Annotated in this window: 13 protein-coding genes and 2 pseudogenes; 3 read left to right on the forward strand and 12 right to left on the reverse strand. The window is 58.0% G+C overall.

The genetic code is table 11. The features are described from left to right. The first annotated feature begins 50 nt into the window (after positions 1 to 50). Entirely contained in the window at positions 51 to 3,860 is a 3,810-nt protein-coding gene (locus GR198_RS03655) for a hypothetical protein (protein WP_164067503.1), read from the forward strand. A gap of 83 nt (positions 3,861 to 3,943) precedes the next feature. Here the strand turns inward: GR198_RS03655 and GR198_RS03660 are convergent, their stop codons facing one another. Both GR198_RS03660 and GR198_RS03665 read right to left on the reverse strand, forming a co-directional pair. Next, complete coding sequence (locus GR198_RS03660) at positions 3,944 to 4,582, reverse strand: HNH endonuclease (RefSeq protein ID WP_164067505.1); 639 nt, start codon at positions 4,580 to 4,582, stop codon at positions 3,944 to 3,946. Further along, positions 4,579 to 6,087, reverse strand: a complete 1,509-nt coding sequence (locus GR198_RS03665; protein ID WP_164067507.1) for an AAA family ATPase — start codon at positions 6,085 to 6,087, stop codon at positions 4,579 to 4,581. The genes GR198_RS03660 and GR198_RS03665 overlap by 4 nt, the downstream gene beginning before the upstream one ends. A gap of 989 nt (positions 6,088 to 7,076) precedes the next feature. On the opposite strand from GR198_RS03665, the gene GR198_RS03670 reads away from it, so the two are divergent. Then, positions 7,077 to 7,997 (forward strand): ArdC family protein, encoded by a 921-nt coding sequence (locus tag GR198_RS03670; protein WP_164067509.1) that lies wholly within the window; start codon positions 7,077 to 7,079, stop codon positions 7,995 to 7,997. A 36-nt stretch (positions 7,998 to 8,033) separates the two neighbouring features. Here GR198_RS03670 and GR198_RS03675 read toward each other — a convergent pair whose 3' ends face one another. Then, the gene (locus GR198_RS03675) at positions 8,034 to 8,279 is read right to left on the reverse strand and encodes a WGR domain-containing protein (protein WP_164067511.1); all 246 of its coding nucleotides are present in this window, start codon (positions 8,277 to 8,279) and stop codon (positions 8,034 to 8,036) included. 234 nt (positions 8,280 to 8,513) lie between these two features. Between GR198_RS03675 and GR198_RS35650 the strand changes: the two are divergent. Beyond that, positions 8,514 to 8,737: pseudogene (locus GR198_RS35650) on the forward strand (hypothetical protein); the annotation flags it as partial. A 38-nt stretch (positions 8,738 to 8,775) separates the two neighbouring features. Here GR198_RS35650 and GR198_RS35655 read toward each other — a convergent pair. From GR198_RS35655 to GR198_RS03725, 9 genes and pseudogenes are all read right to left on the reverse strand, one after another. Next, positions 8,776 to 8,922 (reverse strand): annotated as a pseudogene (locus GR198_RS35655) (ABC transporter ATP-binding protein); the annotation flags it as partial. 350 nt (positions 8,923 to 9,272) lie between these two features. After that, complete coding sequence (locus GR198_RS03685) at positions 9,273 to 10,085, reverse strand: ABC transporter ATP-binding protein (protein ID WP_164067516.1); 813 nt, start codon at positions 10,083 to 10,085, stop codon at positions 9,273 to 9,275. Next, entirely contained in the window at positions 10,082 to 11,071 is a 990-nt protein-coding gene (locus tag GR198_RS03690) for an ABC transporter ATP-binding protein (protein ID WP_029872237.1), read from the reverse strand. The genes GR198_RS03685 and GR198_RS03690 overlap by 4 nt, the downstream gene beginning before the upstream one ends. Before the next feature lies 1 nt (position 11,072). Beyond that, entirely contained in the window at positions 11,073 to 11,930 is an 858-nt protein-coding gene (locus GR198_RS03695) for an ABC transporter permease (RefSeq protein ID WP_113547641.1), read from the reverse strand. Positions 11,931 to 11,933: 3 nt separating this feature from the next. Next, positions 11,934 to 12,938, reverse strand: a complete 1,005-nt coding sequence (locus GR198_RS03700; protein ID WP_003554064.1) for an ABC transporter permease — start codon at positions 12,936 to 12,938, stop codon at positions 11,934 to 11,936. A gap of 113 nt (positions 12,939 to 13,051) precedes the next feature. Continuing rightward, positions 13,052 to 14,956 carry an ABC transporter substrate-binding protein gene (locus GR198_RS03705; protein ID WP_164067518.1) on the reverse strand — a complete coding sequence of 635 codons (1,905 nt, stop codon included), beginning with the start codon at positions 14,954 to 14,956 and terminating at the stop codon, positions 13,052 to 13,054. A gap of 314 nt (positions 14,957 to 15,270) precedes the next feature. Beyond that, positions 15,271 to 16,779 carry an arabinosylfuranosidase ArfA gene (gene arfA, locus GR198_RS03710; RefSeq protein ID WP_164067520.1) on the reverse strand — a complete coding sequence of 503 codons (1,509 nt, stop codon included), beginning with the start codon at positions 16,777 to 16,779 and terminating at the stop codon, positions 15,271 to 15,273. A 210-nt stretch (positions 16,780 to 16,989) separates the two neighbouring features. Then, the gene (locus GR198_RS03720) at positions 16,990 to 17,916 is read right to left on the reverse strand and encodes an ArsR/SmtB family transcription factor (RefSeq protein ID WP_017996516.1); all 927 of its coding nucleotides are present in this window, start codon (positions 17,914 to 17,916) and stop codon (positions 16,990 to 16,992) included. Between the two features lie 101 nt (positions 17,917 to 18,017). After that, complete coding sequence (locus tag GR198_RS03725) at positions 18,018 to 19,307, reverse strand: cytochrome-c peroxidase (RefSeq protein WP_164067525.1); 1,290 nt, start codon at positions 19,305 to 19,307, stop codon at positions 18,018 to 18,020. Positions 19,308 to 19,319: the final 12 nt, after the last annotated feature.

Here is a 19,319-nt window from a genome sequence, read left to right on the forward strand (position 1 = left end):
TTCGATCTCTTTGAGCAAGTAAGGCTTTGGTTCAGCAACGCGGTGGACACATGCAGATCTCCGAAGGCAATCACCAGCACATCGATCTTGAACGCACTTTCCACGAACTCTCGCGTCAATGGGATGAAAATGACGACGGCGATCTCTCCAAAGGGCTCTTCGTCAGCGATTTGCTAACCTGGGAGAACCTCCTAGCAGAGTATAGGGTTGTAATTCTATCCGAGGCGGGATCCGGTAAGACGGAAGAAATTCGTCATACGGCTTGGCGTCTTCGCAAAGAGGGAAAGGACGCCTTCTTTCTTCGCCTTGAGAACATCCCGTCGCACTTCGAAAACGCCTTCGACGTTGGCACGCTCGACGAGTTTAATGATTGGGTCTTGTCCGGGCGAGAAGGCTGGCTTCTCCTCGACTCGGTGGACGAGGCGCGGCTTCGCCACCCCCAAGACTTTGAACTTGCCGTAAAGATCATTGGCGACCGGATCCGCCTCGCCCTCGACCGGTCGCACGTCGTTTTGACGGGGCGGATGTCTGCATGGCGTCCGAAGACAGATCTGGAGATGTGCAGACGCAATCTCCCTTATACACCGATCGCACGGGTGGCTGAGGATGCTGCGGGCGGACCACACGACGCCGACGAAAACAATGTCGATTCCTCAGATTTCGACGGCGTCGACGGCGAGCAACCAGAACGCCAGTCGTCAAGAACATCTATATCGGAAGGCGCCGACAATCCAACAGCGCCGTTTCGTATCGTGACGCTCGATGACCTCAACGCGGTTCAAGTTGAGAGGTTTGCCACAGCGTCAGGTATTGCTGAGGTCTCAGAGTTCGTGAAGGCAATCGAACGGGCGGATGCTTGGCAATTCACTACGCGACCTCAGGACCTCGAGGACCTCATCGCGCTTTGGGGAGAGAAGCGCCGGATTGGTGGTCGGTTGGCGATCATGCAAGGTGGGATTTTCCGGCGCCTCAAGGAGTCCGATCAAAACAGGGATGACGCGGTCCCGCTCTCAGACCAGAAAGCAAGGACAGGCGCGCAGTTCCTCGCGGCGGCGACTACCCTTGGACGGAACCCAGCCATTCAAGTTCCCGACGGGGCGCATGGCCTCGGGGGAATTCATGTGGACAGAGTATTGCCTGATTGGGACGCCCGCGAGCGCAAGGCGCTCTTGGAGCGACCGGTATTCGACGCACCAGCCTATGGGGCGGTTCGCTTCCACCATCGAAATGTCCGAGAGTATCTGACAGCCGAATGGTTGCACCAGTTGCTCAAGGAGGGCGGGCCACGGCAGGCGATCGAGAGCATGTTCTTCAAAACGCAATACGATACGGAAATCGTAGTGCCTGCAACGCGCCCGCTACTCCCATGGCTTGCTCTGTTTGACGAGTCTATCCGAGAGCGTACCATTGTGGTGGCGCCCGAGATATTGTTCGAGGGCGGCGACCCTGCCGAATTGCCGCTGCCGACCCGGCGCCAGGTCCTTCGGGACGTTACATCTGAGATTGCGGATAACTACACGCCTCGTTCGCCGACAGCTCTCAGCGCTGTGCAGCGGTTCGCTCACGTCGATCTCACGGACGACATCCGCCAGCTCATGCAGCAGTATAAATCGAACAGCGACGCTCTAAGCTTTCTTCTTCGAATGGTATGGCAAGGTCAGATCAAAGGGGCGCTTCCAGAAACACTGGCCGCCGCCCTGACAAACGACGGAAACAGCCATCAACGGATCTCCGCCATTCGCGCTCTCAATGAAATTGGGTCGCCTGTTCAACTACGCGAGGTCCGCGAAGCACTACTCAACGAAGGCGTACCTATCAAGCGCGATGTGTTAGGGGAGCTTGTAGCGACCCTCGGCTGCACTGACAAAGATATTGACTGGTTGCTGTCGGCGATTGCAAACGCGGAAGCTCCTGCGCGCTTCCAAGTCGATCGTCTATCTCAGGCACTTATTCGTTTTGTCAACGATGCGACCAAAGAAGCTCTTGCGGTGCTGGCCGCAGGATTTGATCACATGCTTTCACGAGCTCCTTACATCGATCAGCGATATTTGCGAGTGTCCGAGGAATCCATGTGGCTCCTTCAAGCTGCGGCAAGGACTGCCGAGAGGCTAATTGAGGCGCGAGATCCTGCTGCACTTGAAGCCGCGGTGATCCGTGTTCTCCATGCCGTAGGCGCATCACGTCATTTCGGCTCGGACGTCCGCGAGTTGAAGACTGCCATGGCCGATCTGGTCCCGTCATGGCCTGATCTTAACCGTGCAGTTTTCTGGTCGGAAGTTGAGGTCGCGCGTATCGCTTCCGGAGAGACGAGCTCTGTCAACTCTCCGTGGCAGGTCTCGAGGTTCGGAGGTTTTTGGAAGTTCGATGGAAAGGATTTTAGTTATCTTTGCGAACAGATCACGGAAAAGTCTTCGGTCGATGACAAGTTGATCGCACTTTCGCTCGCTTACGACGCGTACGTGCTCTCGGGAAGTCCGAGGGATATTTACGAGACCCTCAAGAGGGCGGTATCCGACGAGGACAAAGAGCTGACAAGGCGGTTTTTGTCGCTACTCAATCCACCGCCGCGCAGTCAATTGGCACCTCAGGAGGCGCGCTGGAAACGTCGGGCAAGCGCCCGCGAGCGAGCCGAAGGGGCGGAGAAAAGGAAGGCGAAGGAATACATCCGCAACCACATCGAGTCCTTGCGGGATCCGAAATTCCCGAACCCTGAGGATGTGTCTAGGACGCAATGGTACCTGTACCATCAGACTCGCGATGCGGCCGAACGGAGCGGCAAATGGTCAGTGGGCGCATGGGAGATTTTGATCCCGACTTTCGGCGAGGAAGTCGCGCATGCGTACCGAGATGGTGCGCTGGCGTTCTGGCGTCGGGCACTTCCCAAACTAAGATCGGAGGGAGCGCCGGCCAATCAGACCGTGGCCTCCGTCATCTTCGGATTGACAGGTCTTGCAATAGAAGCGCGGGAAATAAACAACTGGTGCAGCGGTCTGAACGAGGACGATGTCCTGCGAGCATGCAGATATGCGACTCATGAGCTGAACGGATTTCCCGAATGGTTTCCTGGTCTGTTTGAAGCCTATCCAACGATCGTCGCAGATTTCTTGATGCGTGAGCTAGCCTTTGAGGTGCGGCACGAACCAGAAGACGGGATGCACTACATTGTCGACGACTTGAGCTGGTCCGGACGTTGGGCGTGGGCCGACCTCGGGCCTAAGGTATTGGAGCTCTTGAAAACTGTTGAGCCACGAAATAGCGAGACGCTCGACAAGCTTCTTCAGATCGTAATCGGATCGCCTGTCTCCGTCTCCGAGATCGCTGAGCTGGCGAAGTCAAGAGCGACCTCTGGCCTGCACCCCCCTCATGTCGCGCATTGGTTTGCTGCGTGGACCGGAGCGTCGCCGAAATCTGCGATCACGGCTTTTGAGCAATATTTATCGAGCGTGCACGATGATCAATTACGAACGGAGACTGCAATGACCTTCGTCACTCGCTTGTTTGGGGAGCGGCGTACTGACCCGACGATTGCCCATGATGCGTTCAAGACGCCGGAACATCTCAAGTCGCTTTACAAGCTGGCGCATCAACACATTCGCCGGTCGGAAGACATAGACCGGGCGAATGGTGGTGTATATTCGCCTACGCTTAGAGATCATGCACAGGACGCGCGGAATGCGATACTGAACGTTTTGGAGGCCATTCCCGGCGAACAATCGTATCGCGCGATGAAGGAACTGGCGCTGGCGGACGAGCAGCCCTCTGGTCGATGGATATCTTATCGCGCTCAGCGCCGAGCCGAGCAAGACGGTGACCTGCCTTCGTGGTCGCCCGAGCAGGTCCGAGCATTGGCTCTTCTATAGCGTCCATCAATATGGTGGTAAGACATACCTTGAAGTGCGCTGCGAATGCGCGTGGGATGATGTGACCTCAGCACAGACGCAGGCTAGTCTTGCGGTACGCTCTTAACGTACTCCCCCATAGCCGCAAGTGCCATTTGTAGGTCAAGGCGCGATGCCAGCGGATCCATGAACTTACCTAGAAGCTGTTCCAGCGTTCGATTTGGTGGCGTCGGATCAGCCCCGATCTTGAGATGTCCGAAACGGGTGAGATTGCACATGGAAATCAGCTTCGAGCCCTTTGGGCTAAGGGAGCGCACAGCGTCGCCATACCACCTGATATGCTCCGAATAGACGTCGAAATGTGGATGAACGATCGTGTAGTGGGCTGACTTGTCCGGAAAGCTCTTTCGGGAAGGCCTCACCCGTACTTCACTCTCGCTCTTTGCGATGTTGCAATCCCTGCAGGACGCGGCGAGGTTTTTTGGCTCGAAAAGGAACCTAGCGGCGAGCTTCTTTGGAATTATGTGGTCACCATCCCAGACTGAATTATTGTTGGTGGGATACTCTTTATCGCAGTAGCAGCAGTGTTGTTCCTGTTCGTTTATATAGTGATCCTTGATCTCCTTGCGGACCGTATTTACCACCTCCTCGGCCCAATAAACGAAATCACCAGCCGCTGGCGGGCGGTTGTTGTAGCCATCGACGATCGCTTGATTTGGGTTAGAGTATTTGACGGGGATCATTTCTGTACTTTTGTACCTGCGTCTTTCGCAACTTCTGCGAGGTTGGCGATGACCTCTGCAGCGGGATCGCTCGGGTCGAGTTCCTTGGCAACCTCTGTCAGATTAGAAAGTGTGTCCCTGAACGCTTGCGTACGCGCCTTGCCATTGGCGACAAGCTTAAGAGCTTCTACGATAAGCTGTCGCACGTGCAGATTGCCTCGAGACGGCGCCCCAAACACCTCGGCCAATAAATAGTCTGCCGACTGTCCCGCCGATTCCGCGACGCTGGGAATGTTTGGCCGGTCGAGGGCCACGATTCTCGCGTGAGCCGGAAGTTCGGAAATGACCATTGGCGAGTGGGTCGCAACTACGAAGTGGCAGCCATCAAACCTGGAAAACGTCCTCACGAGAAGGTTGACGTATTCAGTCTGCCATTCCGGGTGCAAACTGAGTTCAGGTTCGTCAATGAGTACCAGGCTAGCATTTGTGATCACCGAGGCTAGCGACAGCAATGACACTATCATGCTGAGCTGACCCGAGCTCGCACGCTTCAGATCGGCGACCACTCCATTATATTGTATGACTTCGATACCCTCGACACTGAGAAACCCCGCGCGCCTTAACGGTTGCAGATCTTTGAATGCTTCATCAATTCGCCCGCCTGGTGCGAAGTCCGCCGTCGTTCGGATGATGCCGTATTGCGCGTTCGCGATTGCCCTTACTAACAAGTCATTGAGGTAGTTTATGTCCAATCCATCTGTCAGCATCTGCTCTACCCGGCGACGCTGCGAGTAGTCGTTGCCGATTTGCGGATAGCGCAAAGTCTTCTGATGGACGATGGCGTCTCTGATGATTTTAGGGATCTTGAGCCGATAGGCGACGGTGAGGCGCGGCCTCAGTTCGAAATAACTGAATGCCGCTTCGACGTTCACGCGCCGCAGGGCGTCGTCGCGCGCTTCGTCAAATAGATTGTTCAAAGAACGGTAAAGGAGATTTTCTAGTGATGCTTTGTTGAAGCGGTCACGAAGGCCCAGGTATTCGTAAAGGAATGCCTCATTCTGCGTGCTGGAGCCGCGGATCTTTGTAGGGACGGGGAACTTATCGAACGGCGTGACGGTCAAGGCTACAACGCGGCGCGGCAGTGGTAAGTGGAAAATAGAGACCTCTCGGCCTTCCACCTGCAGTTCCAACTTGCCTCGCCGGCGCCGGCTCACGACGCATGTCTTCCCATCAGCCCTATAAGCGAGGTATTCGAGGGGGATACTGCCAACATTGTCTTTCCTCATGGTCTGGGCGTCTTCGAGCGCCAAGAACGTCTGCACGATCGAGGTCAGAAGGTAGGACTTTCCGGTACCATTTTTGCCTATGATGGCCGTGATATGATCTGATGAGGAAGTTCGATTGACGGTCTCATCGTCAAACAAGACGTTAGGATTTACGAATGAATTGCTTCGGCGCCACGGAATCTCTGCCCGACCATGGCGGGTGCGAGCTTCGATCAATTGAAAGTCGTTTTCGGCGTACATACCGGCCTACCCCTAAGAGACGGCTGATTATGTATGCTACCCGCGGAATCGTCGCCAGCCTCTTCGCACTGATTTCAACCATTTGGTTATCATCCTCGGCGCGGGGATCTGTTTCTCGACTGCAAGCGACTGATCGGCATCGAGAACACTGTAGACGATCAAATGATAGCGTACGCCGGTCAGGGCGAGGGCGGTAGATTCGTCAAATTTGGAAGGACGTCGAACGCCGCAGGATATCAGGTGCAAATCTAACGCGGAAAATTCACTAATCCCCGGCTCTCAGGCGCAAACCTTCGCGGGCTTACCACCAAACAAGTAACCTATGTGTCCAGAACGGACCCTAAGGGAAATGGCGCACCCGACAGGATTCGAACCTGTGACCTTTGGAATCGGAATCAACCTCTTTGAGGCACATGGCCGCGATCTCCGCGAATTGGCGGTGCTGGGGTTTCCACCACGTCCTCAGCGCGGGTCGTCCATCTACCTGGTGCACAGTGCTTTTTCCTTCAAACTAATTGCAGGTTCTATTTGGTGAGCGATACCTTTACCGCCGTTAGGCGGCTTTCGCGTCAGGCTCAGACGTGGATCGAAACGAAGAAGCGAACATGCTGTCTCGCTAGCCGCGGACTCAAACTCATCATGTGAGCAGGAGCTAAACGCCTCGCGCGACCACATCGCCAATCACCCGCTCGCTGACTGGCGCGGCTGGCCAAGTGAGCCATCTTCCTTCGCTGTAGTTCATGGGCCATCTAAGCGACGTGATGCCGCCTCGCGGATTTGCCATGTCCGCCTCCGTCTAAACCTTCCACCTGAATTGCGGCAATCGCGTCCTGCCCCGGCTTTGGTCCTGCCAGGCTCGCGCCGCCGGCAACGGCTTTGCCGTCCTCCACTTCGTTTCGGCCCTGCGGGTGCAGGCGCCGCTTGCAGCCCGGCTTTCGGACCGCCGTAGCAGGTGGCGATGGCCGCGACCTCGAAACGGAGGTTCCAACATGAGCAGGCAGCAATCCAATCAACGATCTGACATCCACAGCCGCATCACCAACACGATCGTCGCCGATCTCGAACAGGGCGTGCGGCCATGGACCAAACCCTGGACGACGGGACATGCGGCAAGTGAGGTCAGCCGGCCACTGCGCCACAACGGCCAACCCTACACCGGGATCAACGTCCTGCTCCTCTGGTCCGAAGCCATTGCCCGTGGCTTTGTCTCATCAAGATGGATGACGTTTCGCCAGGCAATCGAACTCGGTGGCGCCGTCCGCAAGGGCGAAACCGGCACAACCGTCGTCTTCGCCAGTTCGTTCGTCCGCACCGAGACGACCGAGACGGGCACCGAGATCGAACAGGATGTTCCATTCCTCAAAGCCTACACGGTGTTCAACACCGATCAGATCGCCGGTCTCAACGGCCGCTTTGACGACGTCGCACCTCACCAGGATCCGATGAGCCGCATCGGCAATGCCGGCCGCTTCTTTGCCAATACCGGCGCGCTGATCCGGCACGGAGGATCGGCTGCCTATTATGCCGCTCAGCGTGACTACATCCAGATGCCATGCCTGGATGCCTTCCGGGACGATGCCGCCTATGTCGCCGTCCTCAGCCACGAGATGACGCACTGGACTGGCGCATCGCGACGGCTTAATCGCGATCTCAGCCGCTACGCAAAAGACAGAAGCGAACGCGCCCGCGAAGAGCTCATTGCCGAACTCGGCAGCTCGTTTCTCTGCGCCGATCTCGGCATCGTTCCCGAGCTCGAACCGCGCCCCGACCACGCAAGCTATCTCGATGGCTGGCTGAAGGTTCTGGGCAACGACAAGCGCGCCATCTTCTCGGCGGCAGCACATGCGCAGCGCGCCGTCGACTACCTGCATTCCTTGCAGCCGCGGCTCGACGAGGAGGAGGCGGCGTGAGCCGTCTCTTCCTCAATTGGCCATGAGAGACGCGGCTTACCGCAGCAGCAGATAGCCTCGCGAGTGCTTCCTGCGCAAAAGGGTGAGCAGGAGATCGACTGCTTTTAACTCGCTATCGAGGACATAGATCTTCTGCTGCCCGCGGCTGCCGATGCGTCCCCAGCTGCGGACGAGCGAAGTGCCGCCAAAGAGGTTCGGCTCGATCGACAGGGCATAAAAGCGTGCCATGTTTTTGTCAGGCTCTCTGCGTTCGATGTAGAGGTGAAAGGGCTGAAGTGTCATGCCGGCAAGATCGCAAAGAGTAGGCGGCGACGTCCAACGACATTTATGAATCAGTTATGGCTGATCGATTCATCGGGGTGATGAGAACGGCTTGCCTCATCTATCCTATCTTGCAAACAATCCGGCAAATTCCGGGTCGCATAACAGCGCAACTTTGTCGCAATAATCGGCCGATAACCGGCGACGAACAGCAGCTCGCGGTAGGCATGGATGTTCCCGAGGGCCGGCTCTCAACTCGCCCAGGAAAAGGATATCGTCAGTGCGATCGAAATGCGCTTCGGTCGCGCCTTGGACTTGCGGCGAAACTTAAGCGAGCCGGGCTTCGTCAGGCTGGTGACGTCGAGCGTATCCAACAGGTCGTCCGTCTTGCCGACCGTATTCATCGTGCAGAACCCACCCAGCAGATGGGGTTGCAGCGATCATTGAAGTGCGGCAAGACCTTGGGGCTTGGGATGTAGAAGTCTGGCTCGGCCCACAAGCGTGTCTTCGAAGTGGTCTGCAGAACCCGCTGGACCTCTTTCATAAAAGCCTTGCGATCTGATTTGTATGGATGGCGACGGGTCCTGCCGCTGAATTGAAGCTCGCCTTCCGTTTGTGCGCTCTGGCCGCGGATCATTGCCGCGATCCTCGATTTTGCCGAACCGCATTTTTCCGACGATCGAGAGGCGTGGGCATGAACTTTAAATTGGCCGCGTTTAGACTTTAAATTAGACGGAATGTGAACTGAGAATGGTGGGAGGAAAACCGATCCTACGGACGTTGAGCACCATGCTGTGCGCTGGTCCGGTTCCGTTCCAATCAAGGCGGCCCATTTCCCAGCCACACTTTAAACTTCCACCGCTGGACAACACGGTTGCTAGCGAACGGTTCTGGCTTTCAGGTCGCTGTCCGTCGGTAACTTGAGCAAATGAGCCGCGTTTCTCTCGTCTCCATCCCGAAGAGACCGCGCCGAGTGAAGGACGCAGTTTGACTGCCGCAGCTTCCCCGCAGCATTTACGTCGCCGCACTAAAGTCCGCCGCAAGAACCGCATCCTTCAGCGCCCGCGAATACTCATGCTGCGGATCATCCAACACGGCCCTAGCCTGTCCGCGCTCGACGATTTCGCCTTTGCGCATGATGATGATGTTGTCGCTGATATAATAGGCGGTGGCGAGGTCGTGGGTGATGTAGACGATTGAAAGGCCGAGCTCGTTTTTCAGGCGGCCGAAGAGGTTGACGATGGCCATGCGCAGCGAGGCGTCGACCATGGAGACCGGTTCATCGGCCACCAGCAGGCGGGGTTGCGGGATCAGCGCCCGGGCGATGGCGACGCGCTGAAGCTGGCCGCCCGACAATTCGTGGGGAAACCGGCCTTTCACTTCTTCAAGGGTCAGGCCGACATGGACGAGTGCTGCATCCGCCATCTTCTCCGCCTGCTCTCGGTCCGGCCGGTTTCCCGAGAACGAAAAATTGCGGGCGGTCTCGAAGAGATAACGATCGACACGTTTCAGCGGATTGAAGGCTTCGAAGGGGTTCTGCAGAACCGGCTGGACCTCTTTCATGAAAGCCGTGCGTTCGGATCTGCTATGGATGGCAACGGTCCTGCCACTGAACTGAAGCTCGCCTTCCGTTGGTTCGGTCTGGCCGAGGATCATTGCCGCGATCGTCGATTTTCCCGAGCCGGATTCTCCAACGATCGAGAGGATCTCCGGCTCTGCTCCCAGTTCGAAGCTGACGTCCTTGACCGCCGTGATCAGCCGCCGGCCGAGCATGCCGCCCTGCCTATAGACTTTCGTGACATGCGAGAGGCTAAGAAGAGCGCTCAAACCTGATCTCCCGTAACGGCAAAACACGCCACGCGCCGCTGCGGCTCGACGGTGACGAGCGGTGGAACCTTCTGCGAGCAGATCTCCATGCGCTTCGGACAGCGCGGGTGAAACCGGCAGCCTTCCGGCGGCATGGCAAGGTTCGGCGGACGCCCCTCCAGCGAAGGGCGGGCCGTCGCATCGCCGATGCGCGGCAGGCTGCCGACAAGGTGCTGCGTATAGGGGTGGAGCGGTTTGTTGAAGAGTTTGGCGGTCGGCGCTTCCTCGACAAGTCGCCCGGCATAAACAATGCCGATGCGGTCGGAGACCGTCGCGTGAACCCCCATATCATGGGTGACGAACAGGAAGGACGAGCCCATCTCGCGCTGGATTTCGCGGATCATCGACAGCACGTCGCGTTGAACGATGACGTCGAGCGCGGTCGTCGGTTCGTCGGCGATGATGAATTCCGGTGTCAGGATGGTGGCCAGCGCAATGGTCATGCGCTGGCGCATGCCGCCGGAGAGTTCGTGTGGATAGGCATCGAGCAGATGCGGATCGAGCTTCAGCCGCTGCAGATGGGTGGCGACCCTTTCGAGAAACTCATTCTTGCCGACCTTCATGTGGCGAAAGGCGAAATCGGTGAAGGAATGACGGATCCGGCGCACCGGATTGAGCACATTCATCGAGCCCTGCATGATATAGGACAGATGCTTCCATCGCAGCGCCAGGCGCTCTTCCGGCTTCATCGCGTAGATATCCTGGGTGCCGCCGTCGAAATGGAATGTCACTTTCCCGGACACGACCCTCAGCGGCGGCCGGATTGCGCCGGCGATGGTCTTGATCAAGGTCGTCTTGCCGCTGCTCGATTCACCGGCAACGCCATAGACCTCGCCGCGGGCGATGGTCAGGCTGATATCGTCGACCGCGCGCACCTCGCGATCGACGCCGTAGAGGAAGGCACGGTAATAGGCTTTCAGATTCTCAATTTCGACCAAAGGATCCATACTAACTTCCCATCCGGTTCAGCCGGCTGCGCGGATCATTGTATTCGTTCATCGACATGGACAGCAGGAAGAGCGCCAGGAAGAGGACGACGATGACGGCGACGGGGGCGGCCACCCACCACCATATGCCTGATATCAGCGCCGAATGCGTATTGGCCCAGTAGATCATCATGCCCATGGTCGGCGTCTCGATATCGGTGAAGCCGAGCACCGAAAGGGTGATCTCCATACCGATCGACCAGATCATGTTGTTCATCGTGGTGGCAAAGACGATCGGCAGAACATAGGGCAGGTGCTCCTGGATGAGGATCTTGCGCATGCTCATGCCGGAATAGACGCTCTGGGTGGTGAAGGATCTCGTCTTCAGGCTGATCGCCACCGAACGGATGAGGCGTGCATCATAGGACCAGCCGAGCGCGGCCATGATGAGGATCAGCGCCGTCCAGGTCATGCTGTCCTTCAGCACAAAATAGAACAGGATCAGCAGCGGAAACTGCGGGATGACCATGACGCTGTCGTTGATGGCCATCAGCACCCGATCGACCGCACCGCCGGCATAACCGGCGACGAGGCCGACGACTAGCGAGATGATGCGTGAAATGAAGGCGACGCCGATGCCGAAAAACAGGGTGTTCCTGAGCGCGGTCGTCAGCTGCCAGAAAACGTCCTGGCCGCGCGACGTCGTGCCGAGCCAATATTCGCCATCCGGCGGCATGTCGGGCGGCAGAAGATAGATGTCGGTCGCGCCGTAAGGCGAGAAATAGGACACCACTATCAATGCGACGATGACGGCAAAGAGCAGCAGGCCGCAGAGGAATTCCATATTCTGGCGCGCGAGGTCGCGGACGATCGTAAACATGCTCTATTCCACCTTGATGCGCGGGTCGATCAGCGGGCTCAGAATGTCGATGATGAAGACGGCGGCGGCGACGCCGACAATCGACAATGCGCTGAGGCCGAGCACCAGGCTGTAGTCGCCGGCATGCACCGCTTCGATCAACAGGTTGCCGATGCCCGGATAGCCGAAGACGATTTCGGTGATGACCGTGCCGTTGAAAATCGCGCCGAGCGACATGGCAAGCCCGGTGAACTGCGGCACCATGGCGTTGCGGGCGATATAGGAGCGCAGGATCTTCCGCTTCGGAACGCCGCCAAGCTCGGCGAAGACGACGTAATCCTCGGTGATGATGTTGGAAACGAGCGCGCGCATACCGATCAGCCAGCTGCCGGCGCCGACCATGATCAGCGACAAGGCCGGCAGGATCGAGTGTTTCAGGATATCGAAGACCAGGGCGAAGGAGAGGTCCAGATTGGCGTTCATCTCGTAGCCGCCATTGATCGGCAGCACTGGCCAAAGATAGCCGAACACAATCAGAAGCACGAAGGCCAGGATGTAATAGGGAATGGGAAGCAGGGCGATGAAGACGAGGCTGACGGCCTTCAGCACCATGTCCTTGCGGTAATAGCCGGCGAGCGCACCGATCGCATTGCCGAGCACGAAGGTGATGAGGGTCGACACCGTCATCAGACCGATGGTCCAGGGCAGGGACCGCAGGATGATGGTGGAAACGGGCGTGGGAAAAGCCGATAGCGAGGGACCGAGATCACCGGTCGCAAGCCGAAGCCAGAAATGTAGGTATTGCTGCCAGATCGAACCCTCCATGCCGTAAAGCTCGCGAAGCGACTGGCGCATCAGTTCGATCGCATTTGGATCGGACTGCCCCATCTGGGTGATGGCGCCTATGCTTTCTTCGACCGGATCGATCGGGGTCAGGTGGGTGACGAAGAATGTGATGGTCACGCCGAGAAACACGACAAGCAGAAACTGACCGAACCGCTTCAGCACAAAGATCAGATAGGACGTCATAGGGCGGTGGTTCCTCTCTGGTTCCCTTCATCAAGTGGAAAGGATCGACGGACATGCCACATGCCCGTCGATTAGGGGGCCGGCGCGCAACACTCGCGCCGGCGTTGGGAGGATTATTTCGGTTGTGCCGGCTTGAGTTTAACCATCATCAGCCTGGAGTTGGCCCAATTCGGCACTGGATCGGTATAGGGATCTGATATCGTCGGATAACCGGTCCAATAGGTCGTATCCATCGAGGTGAAGACGTTATACGACATCAGCGGGATCGTCGGCATTTCGCGGGCAACCAGCTTCAGATAATCCTTGCCGAGCTCGACGCCCTTAGGATCGTCGGCGCTGATGCCGCGGATGCTTTCGATGATCTTGTCGAGCTCCGGATTGCTCCAACGCTGCCAGTTGCGCGGCGGCTGATTGTCACCCTTCTTGGCCACGAACTGCGAGTGCCAGCTATCCAGGAAGAACGACAGATCGGGATCGCCGCCCCAGGTTTCGACGCTCCAGGCAATCGCCACCTGGAAATCGCCGGGCTGGAGCGCCGTCTGCCAAAGTTTCGCGGCCGGCACGGCTTTGGCGTCGATGCCGAATGCGGCCCATTGCTGTGCAATCAGCGTCCCGGCGCGGGTGAAGACCGAGCGTGTGTCGCCTTCCACCGTCATCCGGATCTTGAAGGGCTGTCCATCAGGCGTCAGCCATTTGCCGCCGGATTTCTTGAAGCCTGCCTTCTCCAGCAGCTCGCCGGCAGCCTTCGGATCCGGTTTCCACCAGCCATAGCCGAAGGCACCGCTGATCGCCTCCGGATCGGTCGGGATCTGGTCCTTGAACTTCGGCTGCTTGCGCAGGATATCGGCGATCTGTTGCCCGACCGTCGGGTCATAAGGCTTGATCTTGCTCTTGCCGGTATCGATCTCGAAATTCTTCAGCCAATCCTGCATCGGCGCCTGATAGTCCTTCATCGTGGCCGCCGTCGGCGGCACGCCGAGCGCCGAAAGCGTCGCTGCCCCGCGATAGCTCGCCATATCAACCGCCTTGATGTCGATCAGCAGGGCAAGCGCCCAGCGTACATCGGCGTTGTCGAAGGGCGGATTCTGGGTGTTGAAGATCACCGCCGGAAGCGTCGGGTCCGGATGGGCGAAGGGAAAACCCGGGAACCAGGTCTCGATCGTCTTGGATTTTTCCTTCAGCGTGAACATGCCCTCGGGCGTGTTGTCGTGGATGATATCGAGATTATGCTCGAGCTGAGCGATGGTGCGTTTATCCGGCGGGCCGGGATCGGCATAGGTGACATATTTCGGAGCCGGCTCGCCGAAGCGGGCAAGCGATGTCCGCTGCCAGTCGTCGCGCTTCTCCCAGGTATACCACTTGCCCTGGGGGTCGAAGGACTTGAGCTTGTAGGCGCCGAGCGAGACGGGATTGGCGAAATCATAACGAAGCGGATCTTCGACTTTCTCGAAGACATGCTTGGGCATGATCCAGGCGCCGTTCCAGCGAACGGTAAAAATGGCGTGGAAGCGCGAATTGGGCTTCTTCAGCTTGAACACGACAGTCGAGGGGTCGGTCGCCTCGACGCTTGCCACCTGCACCGAGAAAGCAGCACTCCAGACCATGCCGGGATGATCCATCTGCGTCTTGACGGTGTAGACCACGTCGTCCGCCGTGAACTCCACGCCGTCGCTCCAGAAGAGCCCCTTGCGCAGTTTCACGGTCATCTCGGTGAAGTCGGCATTATATTGCGGCTTGTCGGCAGCCAGCGAATTGTCCCAGGTCGCGCCGCCAAGTCCTTGTTCGGGGTCGATATACCAGAGCGTATCCATGGTCAGCTGCTGCAGGCCGGTCGAAACGCCGCCGCCGCCATTGACCCAGATATTGAACCAGCCGGGATTTTTGATCGTCCCTTCCGGATTTTCGACGATGAGCGTCTCCTTGCGCGGCAAGGAGGTGTAGTCATCGGCCTTGGCCGCCGCTGTCAGGCCGAGTGCGGCCAGCGCGACGCCAAATGCGAGCCTCTTCCACTGTTGCATGAACTCCTCCCTAGAAAGCGACGATACGGCGGCCGCAAGGGCACGCATGGGCACGTCGCGGTTGTCGGTTCGCAGAGGCATCAGGACTTGAACAGTCAGGTCCGGGACCTCAGTGAACCATCTCTCCGGCTCCCTGCCTCCTCGCAGCGAGCCGAATATCCCAGAGCATGATGCCGAAAAGTGTCAGCGGTTTTCGGACGACATCATGCTCTAACTCTTTAATTTAGAACAGGATTCAGATTTTAGGCCGACCCGGCCTAAAATCATCCTGTTCTAGCCGGGGCGTGCCCCAATGGGCTACCCGGCGGTAGCTGTCACACCGACAGCCGGATGACGTTGTAGGAGAACGGTTTCAGCGCCGCCCGTAGCCGTCCATCCTCGATCTTTCCGCTCTCGACATTGACGGGGGCGACCGTCTTCGGTCGCGCTGCCGTGTTGACGGCCTCGAGGTCGCCGTGGGTCATCTCCACCTGCTCGACCACGCGGGCATTTCCGAAGCCTTCCAGCCGCACATCGAGATCGAGCGCCGTGCTCGGATGGCGGTTGACGGCAAAGAAGGTCAGCGTCTTGCCGTCCTCGGAATGGACTGCCGATACGTCGAGATAGGGGACGTCGTTCTCCTCGTCGCTGTCATAGGTCGGGCCATCGACGACCAGCTGCAGCGCCGTTCCACGGCCATATCTGGAGGCGTAATAGAACGGGTAATAGATGGTCTGGCGCCAGGCCGCACCGCCGTCCTCGGTCATGATCGGGGCGATGACGTTGACGAGCTGCGCGATGCAGGCGATGCGCACGCGGTCGGAACGCCGGATGAAGGTGTTCAAGATGCCGCCGACCTGCAGCACGTCCTCGAAATTATAGATGTCTTCCAAGAGATGCGGCGCATCCGGCCATTCGTCGCGCGCCAGGATCTCCTTGTCCTGCTGGTTGGAATGATACCAGACATTCCATTCGTCGAAGGAAATGCCGATCGTCTTCTTCGAGCGTTTCTTCGCCTTGATATAGTCGATCACGCCGCCGATCGTGGTGATGTAGCGGTCGAGCTTCGTCGCGCGGGCGAGATAGTTGAGCGTATTTTTTTCGCGGTTGGCGAAATACATATGCAGCGAGATATGGTCGGCGCTGTCATAGCACTGCTCGAGGACCTGGGCTTCCCACTCGGGATAGGTTTTCATGTCGGAATTGGACGAGCCGCAGACCACGAGCTCAAGCGACTTGTCGAAGCCGCGCATGGCCTTCGCCGTCTCATCCGCCAGCCGGCCATATTCATAGGCCGACTTGTGGCCGACCTGCCAGGGACCATCCATCTCGTTGCCGAGGCACCACAATTTGACATCGTGCGGATTGGACCAGCCGTGCTTGCGGCGCAGATCAGACCAGTAGGTGCCGCCGGGATGATTGCAATATTCGAGGAAATTGCGGGCGGCATCCAGGCCGCGTGATCCGAGATTAACGGCGAGCATCGGCTTGGTATTCGCCTTCTTGCACCAGTCGACGAACTCATTGACGCCGATCTGGTTGGCTTCGCGGGTGCGCCAGGCAAGGTCGAGGCGAACCGGGCGCTCGGCACGCGGGCCAACGCCGTCTTCCCAATTATAGGCCGAGACGAAATTGCCGCCGGGATAGCGGCAGTATGGCGTGTCGAGATCACGGACCAGATCAAGGACATCCTGGCGGAATCCGTCCTCATCGGCCGTCGGGTGACCGGGCTCATAAATGCCCCCGTAGATCGCCCTGCCGAGATGCTCGAGAAATGAACTGTAGAGCCTGGAATCAATGGTCGCGATGCGGAAATCGCGGTGAGCCACAACGTTCGTCTTCAACGGATCCTCCCGTTTATGTATCAGATATTTTGTTTTCTTGCCTCTAACTTGATATCAGGAATGTTGTTGTGTCAACCAAGTTGCGACTTTAATCATACTAATATTGATTTCAGAAAAAATTGTTTAATTACAGTTATTTGGATGCCTTTATCGGCCACCAGAACTGGAAAGAATCGTGATATTTAAATCAAGATTTCCGATTTCTATTTTTCAAACATGCAGCCGCATGATGATATCGCGTCCGTGATTTCCGAAGCTACGCCCGAAAATATTCACGCCGCCGGTATGGCCGGCATTTTCGGCGATGCCGACCCGCAGCCGGATGGAGGAGTGCTGGGCAAGCGCGAGGTCGCTGAGCGTGACATTCGAGGCGGCGATACCGTCGATGAAGGTTCCGCGGGTGGAAATCCGCCAGGTCTTCATCATCCCATATTGCGAGCCTTCGAGCTTCCACCACGCCGGCGTGAAGGCGCCGCGTTTGTCGCCGTAGTCGCCGGGCGAGGTCCATGTTCCGATGGCCATGCCGTTGACCCAGAGCGTTATGTCAGACGGCCAGTCCGGATTGGTGCCCGGCACTTCCGACGACAGCTCCAGCGAAAACTCTATGGCGCGGATATCCTTGTTCAACACCTTGGCATTGTTGGGGAATTTGTATTCCACATATCCCCTGCCGAACCAGACGAGCCCGGCCTGCATGCGCTGCGGATCGAGAAAATAGTCGGGCACATCGAGCGGGCCGATGACGCTCTCGGTGGAGCAGAGACCGCACGGCGCATGCACGTCGCAACTGGTGTAGAGCCCGACCGGCATCTCGACTTCGATGATATTGTTGGCCCTTTGGGCGGCACTTTCCTCAAAGCTGATCAGAATTTCGCTGTAGATCGCCGAGCAGATCTTCTGGTTTCCCTTGCGGGCCTTTGTCAGCTGAGAATCGACAAGCCGGGCGTCTTCCAAAATCTGGATCCCGGTGGCGACAGTCGATTGAGGCAGAGAAAGAGCACGCGCGATATCGTTGATATTCATCGGTCCTTTGGCGCAAAGCAGCTTGAGCATCTCGAGCCGGGCCGGTGCGGAAAGCGCACGTATCGCATCATTATTCTCGCCGGCGGCAATCGTCAAAAACGAGCGTTCCATCATTCCCCCATAGTTTCCGATGAAATGATGTATATCGGAAATCATGATACATCAAGTGGGATGCTTCGACGGTTTGATTGTTATTGTTGAGAAAGACGTCATTCCTAATGCCCGGTCGCCTCAGGCCGCAGATCGGCATCGGTCAGGGTTCCGAGGAAGGCGACGATGTCGTCGATTTCGGGATCGGTGAGGGCGGGCGCGTCGCCCGGCTTTCTGCCGAAGGGCGGATCCTGGTTGAGATTGTCCCAATAGGCTTGCGGCAGGTCGTCATATCTACGAACCGTGCCGTCGGCATTCCTTGGATACCAGCGGCCGGGATCGCTTTCCCGCGTCGCGTAGAAGGAGACGACGTCGCGCAGCGAGTGGAAATAGCCATTGTGGAAGAAGCTCTTCTTCAGCGCGACATTGCGCAGCGTCGGCGTGCGGAACAGGCCGCAATATTCGCTGCGTCCGGCAAAGTCGGTCCGCTGAGGCCCGCAGAGGCCGAGGTCGTGATATCCAGGGTCGCTGTTGGCTGGTATCGCCATGTTGCGCGGTGCTGCAAGCCCGAGGAAGCCGAAATCGGAAAATTGCGGCGGCTCGCCGTCATTGGCGGGTTCGCTTAAGTGACAGCTCGAACAGTTGCCCTTGGCTGGGTCCTCGAACAGTCGTCGTCCGCGCAGTTCCTGCGCCGTCAGCGTCGCCTTGCCGGCGAGAAAGGCATCGTAGCGGCTGGAATAGGGATAGAAATCCGGGCCACTCTGTTCGAATGTGGCGAGCGCCTCGGCGGCGGCGTCGAAGGCATCTTGCGGGTTGTCGAACACGGTGGCGCCGAAGGCCGCCTTGATGTCGCCGGCATAGGCCGCCTTCTGCAGTTTCGCCACCACCTCGGCCGCATCCTTGTTGCCCATCTCGAAGGGGGAGAGCAGAGGGATCTTCGCCTGATCGGCGCCATGATCGACCCGGCCGTCCCAGGTCAAGCCGCCCGTCGGGCCATTGTCGACGCTTTCGTCGCCCTCGTCCTCGGAATCATAATAGTGCTCGGTGAAAGCAGGCACCGATTGCAGATAACGCAGCGTCGGAACGGCGCGCAGGCCCGGCTGGTCCCCATGTTCGCCGCCCATCTCGATCGGTGTCGCCGATGCCGGGCCGAAGGCGTGACTGGGATCATGGCAGGACGCGCAGGCCTGGAGGCCCGAGGCCGACAGCGAGGGATCTGAGAATATCTTGCGGCCAATTGCGGTGAGCGTTTCGGCCCGGGCGAAGGCTTCCGTGCGTGACATCGGACCGGGATGAACGCCGGAGCCGGTCGCCGCGCTGCTTTGCCGCAGGGGTAGAATGGCAAGACAGAGCGCTACGGCACCCATGCTCACCGCCAGGCCGGACCGCACAAGCCAGATGGTCTTGATTGTCATGATAAGGATTCC

The organism is Rhizobium leguminosarum (genome assembly GCF_010668065.1).
Classification (GTDB): domain Bacteria; phylum Pseudomonadota; class Alphaproteobacteria; order Rhizobiales; family Rhizobiaceae; genus Rhizobium; species Rhizobium leguminosarum_S.

Bases quoted from the DNA above. Each gene is read 5' to 3' on its own strand.
- GR198_RS03655 (WP_164067503.1), top strand. From the start codon at position 51: ATGCAGATCTCCGAAGGCAATCACCAGCACATCGATCTTGAACGCACT.
- GR198_RS03660 (WP_164067505.1), bottom strand. From the start codon at position 4,582: ATGATCCCCGTCAAATACTCTAACCCAAATCAAGCGATCGTCGATGGC.
- GR198_RS03665 (WP_164067507.1), bottom strand. From the start codon at position 6,087: ATGTACGCCGAAAACGACTTTCAATTGATCGAAGCTCGCACCCGCCAT.
- GR198_RS03670 (WP_164067509.1), top strand. From the start codon at position 7,077: ATGAGCAGGCAGCAATCCAATCAACGATCTGACATCCACAGCCGCATC.
- GR198_RS03675 (WP_164067511.1), bottom strand. From the start codon at position 8,279: ATGACACTTCAGCCCTTTCACCTCTACATCGAACGCAGAGAGCCTGAC.
- GR198_RS03690 (WP_029872237.1), bottom strand. From the start codon at position 11,071: ATGGATCCTTTGGTCGAAATTGAGAATCTGAAAGCCTATTACCGTGCC.
- GR198_RS03695 (WP_113547641.1), bottom strand. From the start codon at position 11,930: ATGTTTACGATCGTCCGCGACCTCGCGCGCCAGAATATGGAATTCCTC.
- GR198_RS03700 (WP_003554064.1), bottom strand. From the start codon at position 12,938: ATGACGTCCTATCTGATCTTTGTGCTGAAGCGGTTCGGTCAGTTTCTG.
- GR198_RS03705 (WP_164067518.1), bottom strand. From the start codon at position 14,956: ATGCAACAGTGGAAGAGGCTCGCATTTGGCGTCGCGCTGGCCGCACTC.
- GR198_RS03720 (WP_017996516.1), bottom strand. From the start codon at position 17,916: ATGATGGAACGCTCGTTTTTGACGATTGCCGCCGGCGAGAATAATGAT.
- GR198_RS03725 (WP_164067525.1), bottom strand. From the start codon at position 19,307: ATGACAATCAAGACCATCTGGCTTGTGCGGTCCGGCCTGGCGGTGAGC.